At 68.7% G+C, this 24004-nt stretch carries 22 protein-coding genes; 9 read left to right on the top strand and 13 right to left on the bottom strand.

The genetic code is table 11. The features are described 5' to 3' along the window. The first annotated feature begins 5 nt into the window (after window positions 1–5). Window positions 6–1220, top strand: coding sequence for an RNA polymerase sigma factor (locus BKN51_RS01835; RefSeq protein WP_101605949.1), 1215 nt, complete (start codon window positions 6–8; stop codon window positions 1218–1220). On the opposite strand, the gene BKN51_RS01830 is transcribed toward BKN51_RS01835, so the two are convergent. Both BKN51_RS01830 and BKN51_RS01825 read right to left on the bottom strand, forming a co-directional pair. Next, window positions 1217–1663 (bottom strand): nuclear transport factor 2 family protein, encoded by a 447-nt coding sequence (locus tag BKN51_RS01830; protein ID WP_101605948.1) that lies wholly within the window; start codon window positions 1661–1663, stop codon window positions 1217–1219. The two genes, BKN51_RS01835 and BKN51_RS01830, sit on opposite strands and share 4 nt — an antisense overlap. 3 nt (window positions 1664–1666) lie before the next feature. Next, window positions 1667–2542, bottom strand: coding sequence for a TIGR03619 family F420-dependent LLM class oxidoreductase (locus tag BKN51_RS01825; RefSeq protein WP_101605947.1), 876 nt, complete (start codon window positions 2540–2542; stop codon window positions 1667–1669). A gap of 130 nt (window positions 2543–2672) precedes the next feature. Between BKN51_RS01825 and BKN51_RS01820 the strand changes: the two genes are divergently transcribed. Then, window positions 2673–3473, top strand: coding sequence for a hypothetical protein (locus tag BKN51_RS01820; RefSeq protein ID WP_101605946.1), 801 nt, complete (start codon window positions 2673–2675; stop codon window positions 3471–3473). 108 nt (window positions 3474–3581) lie between these two features. Here the strand turns inward: BKN51_RS01820 and BKN51_RS01815 are convergent, their stop codons facing one another. Further along, window positions 3582–4391 carry an Fpg/Nei family DNA glycosylase gene (locus BKN51_RS01815; RefSeq protein ID WP_101605945.1) on the bottom strand — a complete coding sequence of 270 codons (810 nt, stop codon included), beginning with the start codon at window positions 4389–4391 and terminating at the stop codon, window positions 3582–3584. Between the two features lies 1 nt (window position 4392). Further along, the gene (locus tag BKN51_RS01810; RefSeq protein ID WP_007034718.1) at window positions 4393–4866 is read right to left on the bottom strand and encodes a ribose-5-phosphate isomerase; all 474 of its coding nucleotides are present in this window, start codon (window positions 4864–4866) and stop codon (window positions 4393–4395) included. Window positions 4867–4911: 45 nt separating this feature from the next. On the opposite strand from BKN51_RS01810, the gene BKN51_RS01805 reads away from it, so the two are divergent. After that, window positions 4912–5334: a hypothetical protein gene (locus BKN51_RS01805; RefSeq protein WP_233224122.1), complete on the top strand. Its 423-nt coding sequence runs from the start codon at window positions 4912–4914 to the stop codon at window positions 5332–5334. Window positions 5335–5401: 67 nt separating this feature from the next. Then, entirely contained in the window at window positions 5402–6205 is an 804-nt protein-coding gene (locus BKN51_RS01800; protein ID WP_101605944.1) for an MBL fold metallo-hydrolase, read from the top strand. On the opposite strand, the gene BKN51_RS01795 is transcribed toward BKN51_RS01800, so the two are convergent. Next, on the bottom strand, window positions 6202–6822 hold the full coding sequence (locus tag BKN51_RS01795; protein ID WP_101605943.1) for a mycothiol-dependent nitroreductase Rv2466c family protein: 621 nt from the start codon (window positions 6820–6822) through the stop codon (window positions 6202–6204). The two genes, BKN51_RS01800 and BKN51_RS01795, sit on opposite strands and share 4 nt — an antisense overlap. Before the next feature lie 167 nt (window positions 6823–6989). Between BKN51_RS01795 and pepN the strand changes: the two genes are divergently transcribed. Then, on the top strand, window positions 6990–9566 hold the full coding sequence (pepN, locus tag BKN51_RS01790; RefSeq protein WP_101605942.1) for an aminopeptidase N: 2577 nt from the start codon (window positions 6990–6992) through the stop codon (window positions 9564–9566). 86 nt (window positions 9567–9652) lie between these two features. Here pepN and BKN51_RS01785 read toward each other — a convergent pair whose 3' ends face one another. The 3 genes from BKN51_RS01785 to BKN51_RS01770 form a co-directional block, all read right to left on the bottom strand. Further along, window positions 9653–10135 (bottom strand): DUF5130 family protein, encoded by a 483-nt coding sequence (locus BKN51_RS01785; protein ID WP_101605941.1) that lies wholly within the window; start codon window positions 10133–10135, stop codon window positions 9653–9655. Next, window positions 10122–10385 carry an aa3-type cytochrome oxidase subunit CtaJ gene (gene ctaJ, locus BKN51_RS01780; protein ID WP_101605940.1) on the bottom strand — a complete coding sequence of 88 codons (264 nt, stop codon included), beginning with the start codon at window positions 10383–10385 and terminating at the stop codon, window positions 10122–10124. Before ctaJ ends, BKN51_RS01785 begins: the two co-directional genes overlap by 14 nt. Window positions 10386–11182: 797 nt before the next feature. Further along, complete coding sequence (locus BKN51_RS01770; RefSeq protein ID WP_101605938.1) at window positions 11183–11677, bottom strand: HNH endonuclease; 495 nt, start codon at window positions 11675–11677, stop codon at window positions 11183–11185. Between the two features lie 431 nt (window positions 11678–12108). On the opposite strand from BKN51_RS01770, the gene BKN51_RS01765 reads away from it, so the two are divergent. From BKN51_RS01765 to BKN51_RS01755, 3 genes are read left to right on the top strand one after another with little or no spacing between them, the layout of a single operon-like run. Further along, complete coding sequence (locus BKN51_RS01765) at window positions 12109–13086, top strand: mechanosensitive ion channel family protein (RefSeq protein WP_101605937.1); 978 nt, start codon at window positions 12109–12111, stop codon at window positions 13084–13086. A 20-nt stretch (window positions 13087–13106) separates the two neighbouring features. After that, the gene (locus BKN51_RS01760) at window positions 13107–13502 is read left to right on the top strand and encodes a globin (protein WP_101605936.1); all 396 of its coding nucleotides are present in this window, start codon (window positions 13107–13109) and stop codon (window positions 13500–13502) included. After that, window positions 13502–15055 carry a glycoside hydrolase family 13 protein gene (locus tag BKN51_RS01755; RefSeq protein WP_101605935.1) on the top strand — a complete coding sequence of 518 codons (1554 nt, stop codon included), beginning with the start codon at window positions 13502–13504 and terminating at the stop codon, window positions 15053–15055. The genes BKN51_RS01760 and BKN51_RS01755 overlap by 1 nt, the downstream gene beginning before the upstream one ends. 77 nt (window positions 15056–15132) lie before the next feature. On the opposite strand, the gene BKN51_RS01750 is transcribed toward BKN51_RS01755, so the two are convergent. Beyond that, complete coding sequence (locus BKN51_RS01750; RefSeq protein WP_101605934.1) at window positions 15133–16581, bottom strand: LVIVD repeat-containing protein; 1449 nt, start codon at window positions 16579–16581, stop codon at window positions 15133–15135. A gap of 86 nt (window positions 16582–16667) precedes the next feature. Here BKN51_RS01750 and BKN51_RS01745 point away from each other — a divergent pair, with 86 nt between their 5' ends. Further along, window positions 16668–17309 (top strand): DUF305 domain-containing protein, encoded by a 642-nt coding sequence (locus BKN51_RS01745; protein WP_101605933.1) that lies wholly within the window; start codon window positions 16668–16670, stop codon window positions 17307–17309. Here BKN51_RS01745 and BKN51_RS01740 read toward each other — a convergent pair. The 4 genes from BKN51_RS01740 to BKN51_RS01725 all read right to left on the bottom strand — a co-directional run bounded on the left by BKN51_RS01740 (window position 17306) and on the right by BKN51_RS01725 (window position 23674). Then, on the bottom strand, window positions 17306–17590 hold the full coding sequence (locus BKN51_RS01740; protein WP_101605932.1) for a hypothetical protein: 285 nt from the start codon (window positions 17588–17590) through the stop codon (window positions 17306–17308). The genes BKN51_RS01745 and BKN51_RS01740 overlap by 4 nt on opposite strands. 63 nt (window positions 17591–17653) lie before the next feature. Next, window positions 17654–18289 carry a hypothetical protein gene (locus tag BKN51_RS01735; RefSeq protein ID WP_101605931.1) on the bottom strand — a complete coding sequence of 212 codons (636 nt, stop codon included), beginning with the start codon at window positions 18287–18289 and terminating at the stop codon, window positions 17654–17656. Beyond that, window positions 18282–18701, bottom strand: a complete 420-nt coding sequence (locus BKN51_RS01730) for an acyl-CoA thioesterase (RefSeq protein ID WP_101605930.1) — start codon at window positions 18699–18701, stop codon at window positions 18282–18284. Before BKN51_RS01730 ends, BKN51_RS01735 begins: the two co-directional genes overlap by 8 nt. Continuing rightward, complete coding sequence (locus BKN51_RS01725) at window positions 18701–23674, bottom strand: NAD-glutamate dehydrogenase (protein ID WP_101605929.1); 4974 nt, start codon at window positions 23672–23674, stop codon at window positions 18701–18703. The genes BKN51_RS01730 and BKN51_RS01725 overlap by 1 nt, the downstream gene beginning before the upstream one ends. Window positions 23675–24004 lie beyond the last annotated feature (330 nt).

Raw genomic sequence — 24004 nt, 5'->3', positions numbered from 1 at the left:
GCGTCGTGAAGGACGATCGCCGGATCGAAGCGCTCCTGAGGGAGCTGGCCCCGCAGGTGATCGGGCTGCTGGTGCGCAAGCACGGGCAGTTCGACGCCTGCGAGGACGCCGTCCAGGAAGCCCTGCTCTCGGCCGCGCAACAGTGGCCGGAGCAGGGCGTCCCGGACAGCCCGAAATCCTGGCTCGCGACAGTGGCGTCACGGCGGCTGGTGGACGAGTGGCGCAGCGAGAGCGCGCGACGCCGTCGCGAAGAGAACGACGCGCTGATGGACCCGAGTGAACCATCCACTGTGTCCTCATCGGACGACACGCTCACCGTGCTTTTCCTGTGCTGTCACCCTTCCCTGTCCGCGCCGTCGCAGCTCGCGCTCACCCTGCGCGCCGTCGGCGGCCTGACCACGGGAGAGATCGCGAACGCGTTCCTGGTGCCGGAATCGACGCTGGCCCAGCGCATCAGCCGCGCGAAACAGACCATCAAGAAGGCGGGCGCGGAGTTCGTCCTGCCGCCTCCCGCCGAACTCGCCGAACGGCTCCGCGTCGTCCTGCAGGTGCTGTACCTGATCTTCAACGAGGGCTACACGACCAGCGGCGGACCCGACCTGCAGCGTGCCGACCTGACCGTCGAGGCGATCCGGCTGACCCGGCTGCTCCGGCGGCTCATGGCAGGCGAGGACGAGGTCACCGGCCTGCTCGCGCTCATGCTGCTGACCGACGCCCGCCGCGCCGCCCGCGCCGTCGGCGACGGTTCGCTCGTCCCGCTCGCCGAGCAGGACCGCTCGCGCTGGGACACGGAGATGATCGCCGAGGGGGTCTCGCTGGTGAGCGAGGCCCTCGAAGCCGGACCCGTGGGGCCGTACCAGGTGCAGGCCGCGATCGCCGCCGTCCACGACGAGGCGGCGACCGTGGCGGACACCGACTGGCACCAGATCCTCGCGCTGTACGACGTCCTCGAGAAGGTCTCGCCCGGCCCGGTCGTCACGCTCAACCGCGCCGTCGCGGTCGCCGAGGTCAACGGCCCGGAAGCGGGTCTGGAACTGCTCGCCACCCTCGACGACGACAGCCGGATGAGCCAGACCCACCGGCTCGATTCCGTCCGAGGGCATCTGCTGGAACTGGCCGGGGACACCGGCGCCGCGCGTGAGGCGTACCTGCGGGCCGCGGGGCAAACCTCGAGCGAGCCCGAAAAGCAGTACCTGACCCGGCGCGCGGAGCGGCTCTAGTCTTCGACCTTCTTGGCGGTCGCCATGGCGCGCTCGGTTTCCCAGTACGCCCGCATCGACACGATCAGCCCGTCCTCGCGGACCCGGTAGACGAACACGCCGTCGGTGTCGACGCGATAGCCGCCGGGCAGGTACGTCGTGATCGTGCCGACGTTCGCGACCTCGTCACCGGCCGCGTGGGAATCGCGGATGGTGAACTGGAAACGTTCGACGTTCCCGATCGTCTTGTCCCAGAAGGCGCTGATCCCGTCCTGGCCATGGTGTCCCTTGCCCTCTTCGTCGAACATCGACGGGCCGACGGGGTCTTCGACGACGGCGTCCCCGGCGAAGAGTTCGAGCCACGCCGCCTTGTCGCCGGCGGTGACGGCGGTCATCGAGCGAAAAGCGGCCTCGCGCGCGGGCGGCTGTGTGGCGGCCGGATCCCAGCAGACGTCGACACCCATGGCTCAGTCTCCGATCTTCGCGATGATCTCGTCGCCGAACTTCTTGATGGAATCGAGCTTCGAGCCGACTTCGGCGTCGAAACCGAGGCCGTCGAACACCCACGGCATGGTGATGATGTCGGTGACGCCGATCTCGCCCTGTTCGCGATAGCCGTCGAGACCGAACTTGTCGATGCAGACGGCCTGGTACTCGAACGGGTCATCGGCGCGGCCTTGCTCGGCCAGCAGCCCGCGCAGCTTGACGATCGTTTCGCGGAGGTCGTCGAATTTCATCATCGCCGACGACCAGCCGTCGGCGACGCGCGCGGCCCGGCGCAACGCGACATCGGTGTGGCCGCCGATGTAGAACGGCACGCGTGACGGCGGTGTCGGGCTCATACGGAGCTTGTCGAAGTCGAAGAATTCGCCGTGGAATTCGACCATCCCGCCGTCGAGGATCAGCCGCAGCACTTCGATGGCCTCGTCCACGCGTTTACCGCGCTTCTCATACGGCGCGCCACACCAGCGGAACTCCTCCGGCGACCAGCCGACACCGAGCCCGAGACCGAAGCGGCCGCCGGTCAGCGCCGCGACCGAGTTGACCTGGCGGGCGAGCAGGACCGGGTTGCGGGAGCCGAGTTTCAGCACGGAGGTGTAGAACGTGAGCCGCTCGGTGACCGCGCCCATCGACGCGGCCGCGACCAGCGGATCGGCCCAGGGCGTCTCCTCGGTCCAGAACCGGCTGCCGTCCGGTGTGTACGGATAGTCGGCCGAGACCGTTTCGGAGTAGAACAGGGAATCCGGGAGCGCGATCGAGGAGAACCCCGCCTCTTCGGCGGCGCGGGCGAGCTCGCCCAGCTGATCGAGCGGATTCATCGCGATCGACAGGGTGAACTTCATGGGGCCGAACTATAACGTGTTCTAGTTTGCCCCGCCAGTGGTCGCGGTGACCGGGAGCACTGGCGGGAACCCCCGGCGCGGCGGCCGCGTTGATCCGGCTAAAGGCCGAACGATTCCTGGAGTTGAACCCATGGGTACCGCGATCTTCCTGATCGTGCTCCTCGTCGTGGTGGTCGGCGGCGGCATCTACTTCGCGAAATCCCAGGCGGCGGCCAAGAAGCGCCAGCTGGACGACGCGAAGGCCGACGCACGGCGCCTCGTCGAGCGGCTCGGCGGTCAGGTCATGAACATCACCGGCACGGACACCGCCTCCCAGCAGGCGATGGCGGACGCGTCCGAGCGCTTCACCGCGGCGGGCTCCCAGATGGAGCAGGCGCAGACCGTCGAGCAAGCCCGGCTGGTGCGCGAGACGGCCATCGAGGGTCTCTACTACGTCCGCGCCGCCCGGCTCGCGATGGGCATGGACCCCGGTCCGGAACTGCCCGGCAGCGAAGAGCGCGACCGCGCGGGCAAGGTCACCGAACACCGCTCCGTCGACGTCGAGGGCGAGCACTACGAGGCTTCGCCGGACCCGAGCCAGCGGACGCCGCACTACTACCCCGGTGGACGCGTGGCGGGCCGTCCGGTGCCGCAGGGCTGGTACAGCGAGCCGTGGTGGAAGCCCGCGCTCGTCGCCGGTGCCTGGGGTCTCGGTTCGATGCTGCTGTTCAGCGCGATGTTCTCCGGAATGGCGGGGATCGCGAGCGCGTCGGCCTGGGAATCCGGTTACGACGCGGGCCAGGAGGACGCCGGAGCCGCCGATGGCGGCGGTGACGCGGGCGGCGACGCCGGAGGCGACACGGGCGGGGACGCCGGTGGGTTCGACGGCGGCGGCTTCGATGGTGGCGGCTTCGATGGTGGCGGTTTCGATGGTGGCGGTTTCGACTTCTAGCCGCGAGTCGGTCCCTCAAGCGCTATGAAAGGCCCGTTACTTGCAAATTTTGCAAGTAACGGGCCTTTCATAGCGTCCGGGACCGAGGTCGGGCAGGGCGGGCGGAGGTCAGGCGGGTTGGCAGGTCGGGCACCAAAAGAGGTTCCGTGCCGCGAGATCGCTCCGCAGCACGGGCGTCCCGCAGACGAGACAGGGCATCCCCTCGCGCCGGTAGACGTAGACCTCGCCCCCGTGCCGGTCCTGCCGCGGCGCGCGGCCGGTCGCCTCGGGCAGGTGTTCCGGCGCGACCGTGTCGATCCGTCCCACCCGGACACCGTGCCGCATGAGCGTCACGAGATCCGCCCACATGTCGTCCCACAGCGCGCGATCGAGCGCGCGGCCGGGAACGAGCGGGGCGACACCGTGCCGGAAGAGCACCTCGGCGCGGTACACGTTGCCGACGCCCGCGAGCACCGACTGGTCCATCAGCAGCGCCGCGATCGACGTCTTCGACCGGGTGATCCGGTCCCACGCCTTGTCCGGCTTCGCGTCACGGCGCAGCGGATCCGGGCCCAGCCGCGCCTTGATCGCGTCGACACGGGGCGCGTCGAGCAGTTCGCACTGGTTCGGGCCGCGCAGGTCGGCGGAATGCGTCGGGCCGACGAGCCGCATCCGCACCTGCCCGATCGGTTCGCCCACCGGCAACGGCTCGTCGGAGAACGTGCCGTAGAGGCCGAGGTGGACGTGCACCGTCCCGTGTGGACCGTAGTCGTGGAACAGATGCTTCCCGTACGCCTCGGCCTTCACCAGCACCCGGCCGTCCAAACGGGACGCTTCGGCGGCGAACCGTCCCTGCGGACTGCTCACCTCGACCGGGTGACCGGCGAAACGGCGTTTGTGCAGACGTGCCAGGCGATGGAGCGTATGCCCCTCGGGCATGTCAGTGCTCGGGCAGCGGCGGCGGCCAGCCGGTGTTCTCGTAGTCCAGGATCTGCTGGACGCGACGGCCGTGGCGCTCGTCCGGGCTCGGCGGGGTCGCGAGGAACGCCTCGACGATCTCGGTGGCCTCTTCGGTGGTGTGCATCCGCGCGCCGACGCCGATCAGCTGGGCGTGGTTGTGTTCGCGGGTGAGCTTCGCGGTCTCGACGCTCCAAGCGAGGCCGGCGCGAGCGCCCTTCACCTTGTTGGCCGCGATCTGCTCGCCGTTGCCGGAGCCGCCGACGACGATGCCGAGGCTGCCCTCGTCCGCGACGACCCGGCGGGCCGCCTCGATGCAGAAGGCCGGGTAGTCGTCGGCCGCGTCGTAGACGAAGGGACCGACGTCCTCGACGTCGTGGCCCTGCTCCTTGAGGTGGGCCACGAGGTGGTTCTTCAGTTCGAAACCGGCATGGTCAGAGCCAAGGTAAACACGCACAGCGCGGAGTCTGCCATCACGTTCCGGCGCGGGCATGCTGTGGGGGTGGACATCTGGGGCCAGACCGAAGCGGACATCAGACTCGAATGGGGACCCGAAGGCGTCGGCGTCCTCGGCGGCGCGTGCGCGGTCCTGATCATCGTCGACGTACTTTCCTTCTGCACCACCACGGATCTCGTCCTCGGCAACGGAGGACGCGTGCTGCCGGTCCGCTGGCGCGATCACCGGGGCGAGGATGCCGCGAAAGAGCGAGGCGCCATCCTCGCGGGTGAAGGCGACTGGACTTTGCGACCTTCGTCTGTGACGGAAATCCCTTCCGGCACCCTCCTCGCGCTCCCCTCCCCCAACGGCGCCACGCTCTGCGACGCCGCCGCCACGACCGGTGCCGAAGTCCTCGCGGGCTGCCTTCGCGGCGCCACCGCGGTGCGGGCGCGATCATCGCCGCGGCCGGGCACGCGAACAACGTGACCCTCGCCGCCCGGCTCGACACAAGCAGCACGGTTCCGGTGCTGCGCAACGGAATTCTGGAGGACCTGTGACTTGGCTCGAACTCGCGGACGGCGTGTACGCCCGGCGTTACGAGGAGCTGGACCTGACCGTCGGCCTGGTCGTGGGCAGTGACCACTGCCTGGTCGTCGACGTCCGCGGAGACGTCGAACAGGGCGCCGAACTCGCCGCGGCGGTCCGGGAGATCACGCCGCTGCCGTGGTCGGTCGTCTACACCCACGCGCATTTCGACCACGCCTTCGGCACCACGCCGTTCCTGCCGTGCGACATCTGGGCGCACGAAGGCTGCCGGACCGAGCTGACCACCTACGGCGAAGGCGCGCGGCGTAAGTGGATACAGCACTACCTCGGGGAAAACCGCCCGGAGATGGCGGAGGCGCTGGAGCGCACCGTGATCACCCTGCCGGACAAGCCGGTCTCCGACACCGCCGAGATCGACCTCGGCGGCCGCAGGGTCGTGTTGCGGTTCCTCGGCCGGGCCCACACCGATCACGACCTGTTCGTCCACGTGCCCGACGCAGGAGTCATATACGCAGGTGACGCCGTCGAGAACGCCGAAGCGGGCTTCAGCGCCTTCTCGTTCAACGAGGACAGCTCACTCGTGGAGTGGACCGGGGTGATGGGCGCGATCCTCGAACTGGAGCCGAAGATCATCGTCGCCGGGCACGGGGCGCCGGTCGACACCGCCTTCATCGAGAAGCACCGCGAAGGGCTGCGTGAGCTCACCGCGCTCAAAACCGCGATCGCGGCAGGAGACCTCACGACGGACGAAGCCGTCGCGAGGTCCCCCTACCCCGACGATGTCACCAGAGCGGCACTCTCGACGGCCTAGTCGAAGTTCAGGTCCCCGGACCGGGTGCGCTTCAGCTCGAAGAAGTCCGGGTAGCTCGCCAGCGCGCGGGCGCCGTCGAAGACCTTGACGGCGTCCTCGCCGCGCGGGATCGAGCTGAGCACCGGGCCGAAGAAGGCGACCCCGTCGATGTGGATGGTCGGCGTGCCGACGTCCATTCCGACCGGATTCATACCTTCGTAGTGACTCTTTTTCAGCGCTTCGTCGTACTCGGTCGACTCGGCGGCCTCGGCCAGCTCCGCCGGCGCGCCGATGGCCTCGAGGGTCTCCTTGATGACCTTCGGGATGTCCTTGTCGCCCTGATTGTGATGGCGCGTGCCGAACTCCGTGTAGAAGTCGCGCAGGGCCTCCTCGCCGTTCTTCTGCGCCAGTGCGGTCGCGACGCGGACCGGGCCCCAGCCGCGGTCCAGCAGCTCCTTGTACTGCTCAGGCAGGTCCTCGCGGCCGCTGTTGAGCTCGGACAGGCTCATGATCCGGAACCTCAGGTCGAGGTCGCGGTGCTTCTCCACCTCGAGGATCCAGCGCGAGCTGATCCAGGCGAAGGGACAGATCGGATCGAAGTAGAAGTCGACCTTGGTCGTCTCGGACGGGGCGGTCATCAGGTTCTCCCAGTGCCATCGTCTTGGGTGGGCCGGTACACGCAGGGTGCTACACAGCGAGCCAACATCGCGGCCGTCGGCGTTGTTCCCGTCGTCAGCACCGGCCTGGACATGATTGGATGCCTGTAGTTGGAAACCAAAACCGATACCGATGACCAGAGGTGCCAGTGCCCGCCCCCAACCTGACCCGAGACCAAGCCAAGCTGCGCGCGGATCTGCTCGACGTCGAGTCCTACGACATCGAGCTGGATCTGACCGACGGCCGCGGCGGTCCCGGTGAGAAGACCTTCACGTCGAAGACGACGATCAAGTTCGCGAGCGCCAGAAGCGGCGAAGCGTCATGGATCGACATCGTCGCCGAGGGGATCGAGTCGGCCGTCCTCAACGGGACGGAGCTCGACGTCAGCGGGTACGTCGAGGACAAGGGCGTCGAACTGCCCGGACTCGGCGAGTCGAACGAGCTCGTCGTGGACGCGGTCTGCCGGTACATGAACACCGGCGAAGGCCTGCACCGGTTCGTCGACCCGGTCGACGACGGCGTCTACCTCTACACGCAGTTCGAGACCGCCGACGCCAAGCGCATGTTCGCCTGCTTCGACCAGCCCGACCTCAAGTCGGTCTACCGGCTCACCGTGCTCGCGCCGAAGGACTGGAAGGTCATTTCGAACGCGCTGGTCGAGTCGGCCGAGGAGACCCCGGAAGGAGCCGTCCGGACCGTCTTCGCCGTGTCCGAGCGGATCTCGACCTACCTGGTCGCGCTGATCGCGGGCCCGTACAGCGTGTGGCACGACGAATACTCCGACGAGCACCGCACGATCCCGCTCGGCATCTACTGCCGCTCCTCGCTCGCCGAGCACATGGACGCGGACAGGCTGTTCACCGAGACCAAGCAGGGTTTCGCCTTCTACCACGAGAAGTTCGCCACCCCGTACCCGTTCTCCAAGTACGACCAGCTGTTCGTGCCGGAGTTCAACGCGGGCGCGATGGAGAACGCCGGCGCGGTCACCTTCCTGGAGGACTACGTCTTCCGGAGCCGCGTCACGCGCTACTACTACGAGCGCCGCGCCGAGACGCTGCTGCACGAGATGGCGCACATGTGGTTCGGCGACCTGGTCACCATGCGCTGGTGGGACGACCTGTGGCTGAACGAGTCGTTCGCGACCTTCGCGAGCGTGCTGGCCCAGGCCGAGGCGACCGAGTACAAGAACGCTTGGACCAGCTTCGCGAACATCGAGAAGTCGTGGGCGTACCGGCAGGACCAGCTGCCCTCGACGCACCCGATCGCGGCGGACATCGTCGACCTGCACGCGGTCGAGGTGAACTTCGACGGGATCACCTACGCCAAGGGCGCGAGCGTCCTCAAGCAGCTCGTCGCCTACGTCGGGCTCGACCACTTCCTCGAAGGCCTGAAGGTCTACTTCGGCAAGCACGCCTGGGGCAACGCGACCCTGGCGGATCTGCTGGGCGCGCTGGAAGAGGCCTCCGGCCGCGACCTGTCGTGGTGGAGCGCGCAGTGGCTGGAGACCACCGGCCTCAACTCGCTCAGCCCGCGCTACGAGGTCGGCGCCGACGGGAAGTACACCGCCTTCGCCGTCACCCAGACCGGCGCCAAGCCGGGTGCCGGTGAACTGCGCGCGCACCGCGTCGCGGTCGGGGTCTACGACGAGGACGAGAACGGCAAGATCGTCCGCAAGCACCGCGTCGAACTCGACATCGACGGCGAACGCACCGAGGTGCCGGACCTGGTCGGCCTCCCGGCCGGCAAGCTCGTGCTGGTCAACGACGACGACCTGACCTACTGCACGATGCGGCTCGACCCGGCGTCGCTGACCACGCTGATCGACCGCATCGCCGACATCACCGATCCGCTGCCCCGCACGCTGTGCTGGTCGGCGGCGTGGGAGATGACGCGCGAGGCCGAACTCAAGGCCCGCGACTTCGTCACGCTGGTGCAGCGCGGCGTGCACACCGAGACCGAGGTCGGTGTGGTGCAGCGGCTGCTGCTGCAGGCGCAGACGGCGCTGAACTCGTACGCGAACACCACGTGGGCGGCGGACAAGGGCTGGCCGGAGTTCAGCTCGCGGCTGCTGGAGCTGGCGCAGGGCGCCGAGGCCGGTTCGGACCACCAGCTCGCCTTCGTGAACTCGCTCGCCGGTTCGGTGCTCGACGACAAGACGCTGCAGATCATCTCCGGCTGGCTCGACGGCACGGCACCCCTGGAGGGCCTGACCGTCGACACCGACCTGCGCTGGCGGCTGCTGCACGCGCTGGTCGCGCACGGCAAGGCGGAGAACCCGGAGATCGACGCGGAACTCGCCAAGGACGACACCGCCGCCGGGCGGCGTCAGGCGGAGCGCTCGCGGGCGCTGCGGCCGACCGACGAGGCGAAGGCCGACGCGTGGCAGCGGGCGGTGTACGACGACGAGCTGCCCAACGCGGTCAGCGACTCGCTCATCACCGGCTTCTCCCACCCCGGCCAGAAGCACCTGCTCGGCGACTACGTGACGCGCTACTTCGACGTCATCGACGAGGTGTGGCAGCGGCGCTCCAGCGAGCGCGCGCAGCCGACCGTGGTCGGGCTGTTCCCGTCGTGGGCGGTCGTGGCGTCGACCGTGGAGGCGTCGGACGCGTGGCTGGCCGGGGAAGACCACCCCGCCGCGCTGCGCCGTCTCGTGTCGGAAGGCCGGGCCGGGATCGTGCGGGCGCTGGCCGCCCGTGAGTTCGACTCGCAGGCCGGGCTCTAGGTCCCGTAAACGCAATGAAGGGGACTTTCATCGCAAATTTTGCGATGAAAGTCCCCTTCATTGCACTCGAAAGTGCTTGAGGGTACTTAGTGCTGCGGAGCGCCGGCCTGGTCGCTCAGCATGCGGAGAGCGTTCACGAGCCCGCCGACGAGGTCGCCTTCCTTGAAGGAGGCCACCATGCTGGCCACGGCGAGCTTCGCACCGCGGTCGGGCAGGCGGTGCTTGGCCTGCGAGCCCGTCACGATCTCGATGGCCCGCTGCCCGGGCGACACGGCGAGGAACACGCCGTCGGCCGGGTTGTCGGTCGTGGCGAGCAGACCCTCGGCCGCGACGCGGGTGTCCTCGCCGAGGTCGCCGAGGTACACGCTGAAGTCCAGGCCGGTCTCGCGGCTGGCCAGGGTCAGCGCCTCGTCCAGCCGGGCAAGCTGCTGGGTGGTGAATGGGCTGATCGGCCCAGCCGGTTCGTACATCTTGGCGGCGGAGATCCGGCCGCTGGAGGTAACGACGGCGCCGTAACCGGGCGCTTCGTCAACAGCAGTGGACGAATGGGTCAGTTCACCAGTTGCCACGAGCGCCTCCCGTCACCGAAGTCGTGTTCGCCGCGCCGACGGCGGTCGCGCCGCCCGTGTTCGCGTGCGAATGCCTGGCGCCGACACCGTCGGGGTTGGCGCTCCACCACATGGCCGGGTACTCCCACGGCTGCCCCGGCCGGTACCGGGCGACGCCCGCGCCCTTCGACCGCAGCGTGGCCACTCCGCAAAGTGCGTAGATGGCCAAGGGGATCACCGCGAAGACCAGGATCGTCTCGACAAGGTTCACGCGCGTGAGCGTATCCGACGGGGGTCGGGAACGCCGGGCCGCACCCGGTACGCACCCGCGCGGACGTGCTCCGCGACAAGGACCGCTCACCGCCAGGAGGGGGCCGTCCGCCGCTTGCCGCGAAAGCGCTCCCACGTTGAGCCGAAGCCCTCAAGGCCGAAAGGTTGCAACTCAACGTACGGGCGGCCGCACCCGGCGCTGTCGTCTTGTCGCGGCCTTGAAATCCTCGTAGCTTTTTCACCTGTACGGGCCTTGCGCCCAGCTCCCACACCCCAGCAGGTAACGCACCGGTCGCAGGAGGATATGTCATGCAGAGCACCCAGACACCCGGCCAGGCGATCATCGACGACGTTTCGTCACTCTTCGAAATTGGATTCGTCCCCGGTACGCGTGTGACGGCGGGCACACGGGTTACGCGCGGTACACGCGTCACTCGCGGTACGCGGGTCACCGCCGGAACCCGGGTCACTCGTGGCACCCGCGTGACTCGTGGCACTCGCGTCACCGCCGGCACTCGCGTCACCAGGGGCACGCGCGTCACTCGCGGCACCCGCGTGACGGCCGGAACCCGCGTCACCTGCGGCACCCGGGTCACTCGTGGCACCCGCGTCACCCGTGGCACGCGCGTCACCTGCCAGAGCGACTTCTCCCTCGCCGCCTGAGCCAGAGCACGGCCGGCTGACAGGGAAACGGCGTACTTGTAGCGGTAGAGAGCTTCATCACGGCATCATCGGCCCGCCCCGGCCGCCGAAAGGCAGCCGGGGCGCCGACGTGTTCGGAACCCGGTCAAGGCCCGGTCAGGCCGCGGTTCCCAGGTACGGCCGCCACAACGGGTCGGCCTCCTTGGAATGCGCGAGCAGCCGCCAGTGCGGCCCGTGCGGGGCCCTCGGCACGACGCGCAGCCGCCAGCCGATCTCGGAAAGCAGCTTGTCCGCCTTCCGGTGGTTGCACTTGGCGCAGCAGGCCACGCAGTTCGTCCAGCTGTGGGGACCGCCCCGGCTACGCGGGATGACGTGGTCGATCGTCTCGGCCCGCCCTCCGCAGTAGGCGCAGCGGTACCGGTCGCGATGCATCAGCCCGGCCCTGGTCAGCGGCACCTGCGCGCGGTAAGGCACGCGCACGTAGGTGCTCAGCCGGATCACCGAGGGCACGGGCAACGACACCGAAGCGGCGTGCAGTTCGAGCCCTGCCGGGTCGCCGTGCACCACCTCGGCCTTGCCGCACATCACGAGGACCACAGCGCGCCGCAGCGGCAACGCCGTGAGCGGCTCGAACGTGGCGTTCAACAGCAATACCCGTCTGCGGCCCCAAGACGACGCCGTAGTCGTAGTGGGTACCGCCGAAGTCGACGGATCCCGCCCTCTACGCTGTCCGGGCGGGCGGGCAACACCCCCTGGCCGCGTTCCCGGCCCGCCCGGTGGAGCCCCGTGCGAGGGGGCACCTCCCGGATGAGCGCGCAACACGACCTCCGGCGCCTGTCCGGCCAAGGCTTGGCTCGGGACGCCGAGGGGGATGGGTTGTCGGTCTGGCACTCGACCACCTCCACCGGTGCAGGCATAGTCGACCACAGATCAGCCCCAAAGTGCACGTGTGTTAGTGGACGTGTCACATGCGCGCGACCCGGCGGCCACCTGATACCGGGTTTTTCGGATCCGCCGGAGCGCCCGCCGCGCCCGAGCAGCGCGAACGATCCCCGCCGAGTACGAAAGGACATTTCTTCTCAGTGAACCTGCTGCCCACCGAACCCCCTGCCTGCACGAAGGACGCCAGCACCCTGTGCGGTCAGGTGTTCGAGGTCACAAAGAACGAATGGCTCTCCGCGTCGGCAGGCTGGCTGCTGACGAAGCCGATCAAGATCCTGATGATCATCGCCGTGGCGTTCCTGCTGCGGTACCTGGTGCGTCGCCTGATCAACCGCGTGACGCGGATGCCGAGCGGTTCCAAGAAGCTGCCCGCCCTGTTGAGACCGCTGCGGGAGAAGGCTCCCGAGATGCTCGGGTCGGCGGTGATGGAACGGCGCCGTCAGCGCGCCGCCACCATCGGCTCGGTCCTCAAGTCCGTGGCGACACTGTTCATCTACGGCCTGGCGTTCATCCTCGTGCTGGGCGAACTGGGCATCGACCTGGCGCCGATCATCGCCTCCGCCGGCATCGTCGGTGTCGCGCTCGGTTTCGGCGCGCAGAACCTCGTCAAGGACTTCCTCTCCGGCATCTTCATGATGATCGAGGACCAGTACGGCGTCGGTGACGTCGTCGACGTCGGCGAGGCGGCGGGCACCGTCGAGGCCGTCGGCCTCCGGATCACCACCTTGCGTGACATCAACGGCACCGTCTGGTACGTCCGCAACGGCGAGGTGCTGCGGGTCGGCAACTCGAGCCAGGGCTTCGCCGTGGCCGTCGTCGACGTCCCGCTCAGCTACTCCGCCGACGTCGAGAAGGCCACCGAGCTGATGGCCGCCAAGGCGACGTCCCTGCTGGAAAGCGAAGGACTGGCGCCCAGCGTGCTGGAGCCGCCGGAGATGCTCGGTGTCGAGACCGTGACCCCCGAGGGCATCAAGCTCCGCCTGACGGTGAAGGTCCGGCCCGGCAAGCAGTGGGCGGTGCAACGCGCGCTGCGGGCGCACCTGCTCGGCGCGCTCGACGAAGCGGGCTTCGAGCCACCTCTGGGGCGCTTTATGTCGTCCGGCCCCGCGGCCCAGTAGGACAAGGGCAGAATGGAGCTGTGTCCGTGAGCGAACCAGACCCCACGACCTTGTACGAGGCGATCGGCGGTGAACCGGTCTTCACCCGGATCGTCGCGCGGTTCTACGCCGAAGTGGCGGTCGACGAGGTGCTTCGGCCGCTGTACCCGGAGGAGGACCTCGGCCCGGCCGAGGAACGCTTCCGGCTGTTCCTCATGCAGTACTGGGGCGGCCCGCACACCTACTCGGACCAGCGCGGCCACCCGCGGCTGCGGATGCGGCACGGGCCGTTCAAGATCGGCCCGATCGAACGCGACGCCTGGCTGCGCTGCATCAAGATCGCGGTCGACGAAGAGAACATCGAAGAGCCCTACCGCGGTCAGCTGTGGGCGTACCTGGAGATGGCCGCCAACAGCATGATGAACAGTTTCGTCTGATGAAGCGCGACGTGGCTTGGTGGGACCAGGCGGTCTTCTACCAGGTCTACGTGCGCTCGTTCGCCGATTCCGACGGGGACGGCGTCGGTGACCTCGAAGGCATCCGCGGCAAGCTCGGGTACCTGGAGCTGCTCGGGGTCGACGCGCTGTGGCTGACGCCGTTCTACCGCTCGCCGATGGCCGACCACGGGTACGACATCGCCGATCCGCGCGATGTCGACCCGATGTTCGGCACCCTCGGCGATTTCGACGTCCTGCTGACCGAGGCGCACAAACGCGGCATCAAGGTCACCATCGACGTCGTCCCCAACCACACCAGCAACACCCACGCCTGGTTCAAATCGGCGATGGCGGCGCCGCCGGGGAGCCCGGAACGGGATCGCTACATCTTCCGTGACGGACTCGGCCCGCGCGGCGACCTGCCGCCGAACAACTGGGTCAGCGCGTTCGGCGGCCCGGCGTGGACCCGGGTCCCGGACGGCCAGTGGTACCTGCACCTGTTCTCCCCGCAGCAGCCGGATCTGAACTGGGGCAACCACGAGGTCGCCGCCGATCTGGAGCGGACCCTGCGGTTCTGGCTGGACCACGGCGTGGACGGCTTCCGCATCGACGTCGCGCACGGCATGGCGAAACCACCGGGCCTGCCGGACATGGACCCGCGGGTGACCCCGCACGGGCCGAGCGAGTTCTACGACCCGCGGTTCGACAACGACCGCGTCCACGAGATCCACCAGATGATCCGCAAGGTGCTCGACGAGTACCCGGGCGCGATGGCCGTCGGCGAGATCTGGGTGACCGACGAGGAACGGCTCGCCCGCTACCTGCGGCCGGACGAACTGCATCTGGCGTTCAACTTCCGGCTCGTGCTCACGCATTTCGACGCCGACGCGCTGCGGACGGCCATCGAACGGTCGTTGGCGGTGCCGAAGTCCGCCGGTGCCCCCGCCACCTGGACGCTGAGCAACCACGACGTCTGGCGGCAGGTCAGCCGGTACGGCGGCGGCGAGCGGGGTGTCCGGCGAGCCCGCGCGATGGCACTGGTCGAACTCGCGCTGCCCGGAACGGTCTATCTGTACAACGGCGAGGAGCTGGGACTCGGGAACGTCGACCTCCCGCCAGACGCGCTCGCGGACCCGCGCGCCAAGACCTCCGGCGCCGAATTCGGCCGGGACGCGTCACGGGTGCCGCTGCCGTGGGAAGGCGACCTGCCGCCGTTCGGTTTCTCGCGGAATCCGCGGACGTGGCTGCCGATGCCCGCTTCGTGGGCTTCGGTGACCGTGGAAGCCCAGCTGGAGGATCCGGCGTCGACGCTGTCGCTGTACCGGCGGGCGATCGAGATCCGCAAGTCGCACCAGGCTTTCAGCGGCGAAGACCTCGAGTGGTACGGCGCCCCGGCGGGCTGTTTCGCGTTCCGGCGGCGGGGCGGCGGGCTGGTCTGCGCGCTGAACACGTCGGCGAGCCCGATCGCGCTGCCGCCGGGCGAGGTGCTGCTGTCGAGCGTTCCGCTGGTGAACGGGAAGCTGCCTCCGGACGCCGCCGCCTGGCTCGTCTGAGTGCCCCCTCAGGACGCTATGAAAGGCCCGTTACTTGCAAAATTTGCAAGTAACGGGCCTTTCATCTCACGCTAGGACTAGTTGAAGCCCGGGTGCAGCTTGTACTGCGTCTGGGCGTTGAACTGGTTCTGCCGGACGAGCTTCGCCGGGAAGGTCCGCCAGTCGTTGAGGTCCAGGACGTCCAGGCCCTTCACGATGTCGGACGAGAAGATGTAGCCGTTGTACCAGTACGCCGACCACGTCCCACCGCCGACGAGCTTCTCGTTCGAGAGCGGGCCCCGCTCCCAGTACGCGATCTCCTTCGGCTTCTTCGAGTCGGTGAAGTCCCACACCGAAACGCCGCCCTGATACCAGGACTGGACCATGATGTCCTTGCCCGGCACCGGAACCAGCGAACCGTTGTGCGCCACGCAGTTCTCGGTCTCGGACTGGAGACGCGGGATCTTGTAGTAGTTGCGGAACTCCAGCTTGCGGTTGTCGCCGCGGCCGGTGATGTCGTAGATGCCGTTGGCACCGCGGGTGGAGCCGAACTTCTCCAGGCAGGTCGCCATGCCGCCGCCGCCGAGTTCGTCGGTGAAGACGACCTTGGTGGCGTCGTTGTTGAAGGTGGCGCTGTGCCAGAACGCGAAGTTCACGTTGTCCTGGACGCGGTTGATGACGCGCGGCTTGAGCCGGTCGGCGATGTCGATCAGGACACCGTCACCCATGCAGGCACCGGCCATCAGGTCCTTCTCCGGCAGCGCCGTCAGGTCGTGGCAACCGGTGGTCGCCGACCGGTTGGTGCCGTCGGGGTTCGGGCCGCCGGCGTTGCCGCCGTCCGGGAACAGCACCGGCGTCGCGACGAGCGAAGCCTTCGCCGGGTCCTTCACCGGGACCTTGATGATGGAGAGCTTGTCGTGCGGCGGCTGGCAGTCGGGCAGGTTCGCCGACGGCGCGTACGACGAGACGTAGATGTAGACGTCCTTGCCGCGCTTGTCCGGCACCAGGGTGTTGGTGTGCGAACCGCAGTCGGTCTCGACCGCCGCGACGTACTTCGGCGCCGCGAGGTTCGAGATGTCGAAGATCTTGATGCCCTCCCACGCCGTCTTGTCCGATGCGGGCTTCGCGACGCTGGTGCACGAGTTGTCGCTGCGCGAGGCGTCGGTCGACAGGAAGAGCAGGTCGCCGGAGATCGACACGTCGTTCTGCCCACCGGGGCAGAGGACCTGGCTGACGATCTTCGGGCGGTAGGGGTTGCGGACGTCGTAGACGTTGAAGCCGTCGTACGTGCCGGTGATCGCGTGACCCTTGGTGAACGCGATGTCGGTGCCGGTCGAGTCCTTGGTGAACGGTCCCTGCTGCGGGACGTTCGCGATCGACCGGAGATTCGGGCTGTGGACGATCTCGTCCACAGCCGGGATCGTGGTCGCCGACGGCTCGGCGACGACGGCCGGCGCGGCGAACGCGCTGGCGGCGCCGAGGGCGGCGACGGCGGCCACTGACACGAATCCCCTGGTCAAGCGACGTTTCAGCCCAGGCTGCAGCACGATATGGCTCTCCTTCCACCCAGCTTTACGCGCACCTTATTCCTTATTTAGGCTCAGCAGATACCGACCAACGGAGGATCTCCGGGATGAGAAAAAGTTTGACATCGGCGCTGCTCGTTGCGGCTTTCGTCGTCTCGGGCTGCACGGGCGACGAATCACCCGCCGAACCGGCATCGAGCGCACCGGTCATCATTCCGGGCAAACCGGGCGAGCAGGCGGGCACCGGCTCCCCCGGCCCGGTGAACCGCGATCAGGCAGGCGAGGCCGACGTCGAGTACATGACGATGATGATCCCCCACCACCAGCAGGCGAAGGTGATGACCGACCTGGTGCCGGGCAAGACGGCGAACGAGCAGCTCAAGGCGATCGCGGGCCGGATCTCGGTGGCGCAGGACGGCGAGGTCGCGATGATGAAGACCTGGCTGTCCGACCGCGGCAAGCCGGTGCCGGGCGAGGGTCACGCCGGCCACGGCGGAGGGCATGACCACGGGCTCATGCCGGGCATGGCGACCGAAGCGCAGCTGGCCGATCTGCGCGCGGCGAGCGGTCCGGCGTTCGAAAAGCTGTTCCTCGACCTGATGATCGCGCATCACCAGGGCGCGCTGACCATGGCCGAAACCCAGCTCGGCAAGGGGGTGGAGATCAAGGCGCAGGAGATGGCGCAGGAGGTCATCACCGGCCAGTCCGCCGAGATCGAGCGGATGCGGACGATGCGAGGAAAGCTCTAGGCGTCGCCCGAGGAGCCCACGTCACCGGAGTCGTCGAGGGTGCCCGAGACGATCCAGGTCGCCAGCGCGGCGGCCTGGACATAGGGCGCGGCCTGCGCGGCGGCGCGACCGGCGGCCTTGGCGCGCCCCCATTTCTCCGGGCGTTCGGCGCGTTCCGGCGCCTCCTCACCCGGCGGGCGCTCGGTCCGCCACGGGGTCTCCTCCGGCCGGACCTCGGCCAGGAAGTCCGCGGTCGGGTCTTCCCCGTCCTTGCCGTCGTCGCGAGGGCCGCTGTCGCTCATGAGGACAGCCTGACACCGCGGGCGGCCGGAAGCCACCCGCGGCGCGAAGCCGTAAGGCCCCTGTCAGAACAGCAACGGCAGGAGCGCGTGGCGGCGTTTGAGCACGGCGCCGTAGCGGGCGTCGATGCGCATCCACGAATCCGTCGCGGTGATCCGGACGACGTCGCCGGCGATCGACGAGTCGACGAAACCCATCCCGGACAACGCGAACAGGCACCGCATCTGGACCTTGATCTCCTGCTCGCCGCCGGTGACGGTGAGCACCGCCTGGTCCATCAGGGAGGCGGGCGGGTTGCCGTGCGGGCCGACGTTGTCGCGGGCCAGCGCGACGCCGCGGTCGGCCAGCTCCGAGATCACCGTCGCCGGCAGTTCGTCCACCAGCTGCCAGCGGCCGGGCGCGGGCAGCTCGGAATGCCACATCAGGTCGCGGGCCGGGCCCGGATCCATCCGCTCGCCGCCGGCGATGGTCAGCGCGGCGAGCAGTTCGTTCCCGGACACCGTGATGTCCGACGGCGTGATGTCACCGGCGACGGCCCTGGTGGCGAGGACTTCGAACGGGGTCGCGCTCCACGCCTCGACGACGCCGTCACCGCGCTGCCGCAACCGCACCAGCGTGTTCTGGTCGAGCCGGACGGCCCTGGCCACGAACGCGCCGAGCGTTTCGCGGTCCCCCGCGTCCGGGATGACGAGCTCAGGCATCCGCGAACCCCTTCTCCAGGAAGGCGCGTTCGTCCTCGGTCAGTCGCCGGGGCCGCTCCGTCCCGGTGTCGAACGGCGCGAGCACCGTCTCCGCGGTGACCGCGACCTTGTCGACCTCGGCAGGCCCGTCGTGCACCTTGTAGCCGAGGGTGAAGCTGGCGTGCTTCAAGTCCTTCAACGAGATCTCCACCCGGATGTCCTGATCGGACACCACGATCGGCGAACGGTAATGGACGGCCAGCTTCACCACCACGATGCCCTTGGGCAGTTCGGTGAGCCCGGCCCGGACGGCGTCCCCGAACAGCAGGGGGATCCGCGCCTCTTCGAGCAGGGTCACCAGGTTCGCGTGGTTGACGTGCCCGTAGACGTCCATATCCGACCAGCGTGGCCGGATCAGGGAAATGTAGCTCACTACCTCACCGTGCTCCGGATCTGCCTCGCCGCCACCGACAGCGTCGCCAGGTCGAGCTTGCCGAACTGGCTGATCTCGTCCAGTGCGACACGAGCGCGCTGCAGCCGCGAGGCGTTCGTCTTCTCCCAGTGGGCGATCTTCTCGTCCGGGTCGGTACCCGAATCGCTGTGCCGCAACGCGTCCAGCGTGATCGCCCGCAACGAACCATAGACGTCGTCCCGCAGTGCCAGCCGCGCGAGCGCGTGCCAGCGGTTGCCGCGTTCGAGACCGCTGATCGACGTCAGCATCTTGTCGATGCCGAGGTGATCGGACAGGGCGTAGTACAGGCCCGCGGTCTCCGACGGGGTGTGCACCGCGTCGATCCCCGCCTGCTGCTCGGCCAGCTCCGCGACGTCGGTGACGTCGAGCAGGCCGAAGGTGTGCAGCAGGAGCGCCACACGCTCCGCAAGCTCCGTCGGGACGCCCTTCTCCACCAGTCGCTCGGTGTTCGCGTCCACCGAGGCGCACTCGACACCGCGAAGCAGCTCGTGCGCCCGCGGGGCCATCTCGCCGACGACCCGGCCGAACCGGTTGATCTCGGCGAGCGGGGCGAGGGGCTGCGGCCGGTTGGTGAGGAACCAGCGGGCGGCCCGGTCGAGCAGCCTGCGGGTCTCCAGCATCATCTCGTCCGCGACCTCGGTCGGCACGACGTTGTCCAGCGCGTCGATCTGCGCCCACAGCGAGGGCAGGTCGTACACGTGGGTGACCACGGCGTACGCGCGGACGGCGTCGGTCGCGGTCGCGTTCATCTCCTCCATCAGGCGGAAGACGTAGGAGATCCCGGCGCCGTCGACGACCTCGTTGGCCACCATCGTCGTGATGATCTCGCGCTTCAGCGGGTGCTGGAAGATCGCGTCGCCGAAGCGCTCCCGAAGCGGCTTCGGGAAGTACTCGGGCAGACGGCGCGAGAACACCTCGGAGTCCGGCAGTTCGCTCGCCAGCAACTCGTCCTTGAGGTCGAGCTTGACGTGCGCGAGCAGCGTCGCCAGCTCCGGCGAGGTGAGCCCCTCGCCCGCCTTCTCCAGCGCGCGGAACTCCGCCGAACTCGGCAGCGCTTCGAGCTTGCGGTCGAAAGCGCCCTTCGCGACCAGTGCCGCGACGAGCCGCTGGTGCACCGAGACCATCGGCCCGGCGTGCGCCCGGCTGACCCCGAGCACGGCGTTCTGCCGGTAGTTGTCGGCCAGCACCAGCTCGCCGACCTCGTCGGTCATCTGCTCCAGCAGCTCGTTGCGCTGCTCGGCGCCGAGTGATCCGGTCGAGACCAGGTGGTCCAGCAGGATCTTGATGTTGACCTCGTGGTCGGAGCAGTCGACGCCGGCGGAGTTGTCGAGCGCGTCGGTGTTGATCTTGCCGCCCGCGCGGGCGAACTCGATCCGGCCGAGCTGCGTCAGCCCCAGGTTCCCGCCCTCGCCGACGACCTTGACGCGGAGCTGGTTCCCGTTGACGCGCAAGGCGTCGTTGGCCTTGTCGCCCGCGTCGGCGTGGGTCTCGTTCTCGGCCTTGACGTAGGTGCCGATGCCGCCGTTCCACAGCAGCTCGACCGGCGACAGCAGGATCGCCTGCATGAGGTCGGCCGGGGCCAGCGCGGTGACGTCCTCGGCGAGCCCGAGCGCTTCGCGGACCTGCGGGCTGATCGGGATCGTCTTGGCCGACCGCGAGTAGATGCCGCCGCCCTCGCTGATCAGCGAGCGGTCGTAGTCCTCCCACGACGAACGCGGCAGGTCGAACAGCCTGCGGCGCTCGGCGAACGAGGAGGCCGCGTCCGGGTTCGGGTCGAGGAAGATGTGCAGGTGGTTGAAGGCGGCCACCAGCCGGATGTGCTCCGAGAGCAGCATGCCGTTGCCGAAGACGTCGCCCATCATGTCGCCGATGCCGACGACGGTGAAGTCCTCGGTCTGGCTGTCCTTGCCCAGCTCGCGGAAGTTGCGTTTGACGCTCTCCCAAGCACCCTTCGCGGTGATGCCCATGGCCTTGTGGTCGTAGCCGACCGAGCCACCGGAAGCGAAGGCGTCGCCGAGCCAGAACTTGTAGTGCGCCGAGACCTCGTTCGCGATGTCGGAGAACTTCGCGGTGCCCTTGTCCGCCGCGACCACGAGGTAGCTGTCGTCGCCGTCGTGGCGGACCACGCCCGGCGCCGGGACGGTCTTGCCCTCGACCCGGTTGTCGGTCACGTCGAGCAGGCCGGAGATGAACATCCGGTAGCAGGCGATGCCCTCGTTCAGCTGGGCGTCGCGGTCCAGGCCCGGGTCGCCGGTGGCCGTCGGCGGGCGCTTGACCACGAACCCGCCCTTCGCGCCGACGGGCACGATGACCGCGTTCTTGACCGCCTGCGCCTTGACCAGGCCGAGGATCTCCGTGCGGAAGTCCTCCCGGCGGTCGGACCAGCGGAGGCCACCGCGCGCGACGTCGCCGAAGCGCAGGTGGACACCCTCGATCCGGGGCGAGTACACGAAGATCTCGTACTTCGGCCGCGGCTCGGGCAGTTCGGGCACCGCGCTCGGGTCGAGCTTGAGCGCCAGGTACTGCCGGGAATTCCCCTCGCCGTCGGTGACGTGGTAGTTCGTGCGCAGCGTGGCGAGGATGACCGCCATCAGCCGCCGCAGGATCCGGTCCTCGTCGAGACTGGTCACCTCGTCGACCAGCTTGCCGATCTCGGCGGTGAGCTGATCGGCCTGCGACGCGCGGACCTCGGTGCCGAGCGCGAGGTCGAAGCGGGTCTCGAACAGCCGCACCAGCGCGGTGGCGATGTCGGTGTGCGCGAGGACGGTGTTCTCGATGTACTCCTGCGAGAACGGGATCTTCGTCTGGCGCAGGTACCGCGAGTAGGCCCGCAGGATGGCCGCCTGGCGCCAGGTGAGCCCGGCGCTCAGGACGAGACCGTTGAAGCCGTCGACCTCGCAGTCGCCGCGCCAGGCGGCGTGAAACGCGTCCTGGAAGCGGACGCGCAGGTCGAGGTCCGCGTGGTCGAGGACCTGCGGGTCGATCCGCAGGCCGAAGTCGTAGATCCAGGACCGGCCGCCGTCTTCGCGGCGCAGTTCGTAAGGCCGCTCGTCGACGACCTCCACGCCCATCCGCTGCAGGACCGGGAGCACCTGGGAGAGGGTGACGCCCTCGCCGCGCAGGTACAGCTTGAAGCGCCGCTCCCCCGCCTCGGCGTCGGCCGGCAGGTAGAACGACATCGACAGGTCGCCCTCGTCGGTCAGCGCCTCCAGGGCGCGGAGGTCCGCGAGCGCTTCGAGCGCGGTGAAGTCCTCCTTGTAGCCCTCGGGGAACACCGCGGCGAACCGCTGTCCCTGCTCGCCGGCGGATTCCTCGCCCAGCAGGCCGATCGCGACGCCGCTGTCCCCGGCGCGCTCGCGGCGCTCGGCGAGGATCGCCTCGACCATCCGGTCGTCCCAGCCGCGAACGGCTTCGTTGAGCCGTTCCTGGATGCGCAGGGTGTCCGGCTCGGACCGCTGCGACGGGTCGGTGTGCACGATGAAGTGCACCTGCGCGAGCACGGTTTCCCCGATGCGCGCGCTGTATTCCAGTTGCGTGCCTTCGAGTTCTTCGAGCAGGACCTCCTGCATCGCGAGCCGCGAACGGGTCGTGTAACGATCGCGCGGGAGGTACACGAGGCAGGAGTAGAAACGGCCGTACGGGTCACGGCGCAGGAACAGCCGCAGCCGGCGGCGATCCGAAAGCGTGATCGCGCCTGTCGTCGTGGAGTACAGCGAATCGGTGTCGGCCGAGAACAGGTCCGCGCGCGGCCAGTTCTGCAGCACTTCGAGCATCCGCTGCCCGGAGAAGGACTCCATCGGGAAGCCCGCGCGGTGGATGACCTCGCGAACCCGGTTGCAGACCACCGGGATGTCCAGCACGTTCTCGTGCAGGGCGGTGGTGGTGAACATGCCGAGGAACCGGTGTTCGCCGGTGACGTTTCCCTTGTCGTCGAACGTTTTCACGCCGACGTAGTACGGATACACCGGACGGTGCACGGTGGACGGCGCGCTCGCCTGCGTCAGCACCAGCAGCGTCGGCGCGAGCGCGGACGCCGCCGTGTCGGGACCGGCGGTGAGGCTGCGCGCGGCCAGGCTGTCCTGGCGCAGCACGCCCAGTCCGGTGGCGAGAACCGCGCGCAGGGCGGGCTCTTCACTGTCCGGGTGCGGGTTGTCGATCAGCTCGTAGCGGCGGTAGCCGAGGAAGGTGAAGTGACCGTCGGCGAGCCAGCGCAACAGCCGTGCGCCCTCGGCGACCTCACGCGTGGACAGCTTCGGCGGGTCCGCGTCCAGCTGGTCGGCGAGACGACGCGCCGTCTCGGCCATCTTGTCGGTGTCCTCGACGACCTCGCGCACGTCACCCAGCACCGACGAAAGCCGGTTGTCCAGCTCACGGGCGCGGTTCGGGTCCGTCACCAGGTCGATCTCGATGTACATCCACGACTCGGCCGCAGAATTCGGCGGCGGCTCCGCCGGATCGGCATCCGGGTGGACCGCCTGCAGCTCACCGGTCAGATCGCGGCTGACCACGACGATCGGGTGCACGATGCGCTGCACCTGCACCCCGTCACGGGCGAACTCGGCAGCGACGGAATCCACGAGGTAGGGCATGTCGTCCGTGACGACCTGCACGACGGTGGCCTCACGCGTCCAGCCGTCTTCGGGACCGGTCGGGTTCAGCAGCCGCACCGCGGGGCGGCCGGGCATCCGGTCCTTCGCCAGGTGCAGATGCGAGCGGACGGCGCCGACGAGGTCGACCGGGTCGTCACCGAGAATCTCTTCGGCCGGGATGTGCCGGTAGTACAGGCGGATCAGGTCGCCGATCTCCGGGGCGTACGCCGCGGCGGCGTCGATCAGGTCGTCCCGGATCTGCTCCGGGTTCACCGACCGGCGCCGAGCGCCGTCTTCGGTGCCGACATCTTTTCCGGGCAGGGACGAGACTCCCGTCGAGCTCATTTGAGGCAACTCTCCACTGTAGCGAGATTGACACCGCGACCGGCACGACTCTGTGCCGGACCAGACCCAACCTACAGCTTTGGACAGTCGGCCCGACAAGGCCGGGTCATTCCCGGTCGTCGAAGATTTCCCTGCTCAGATACCGGAATCGCCGTGATCGGTTCAGCTACTCGCGGGTCACATAGGCGGTCTGTCCGGACCTCGCCGCGTCCCGCCGCACCGGGGGTGACCAGCACCCATTGCCGCGCGAACGAGTGGGACGCGGTCTCACCCGACCGACTGAATCGTTCAAGTCCGCGAGGGCTCCCACCGGGGGCGTAGCAAGGGACC

It is taken from the genome of Amycolatopsis sp. BJA-103, assembly GCF_002849735.1.
Lineage (GTDB): Bacteria > Actinomycetota > Actinomycetes > Mycobacteriales > Pseudonocardiaceae > Amycolatopsis.
This window is presented reverse-complemented; position numbering and strand designations above follow the sequence as displayed.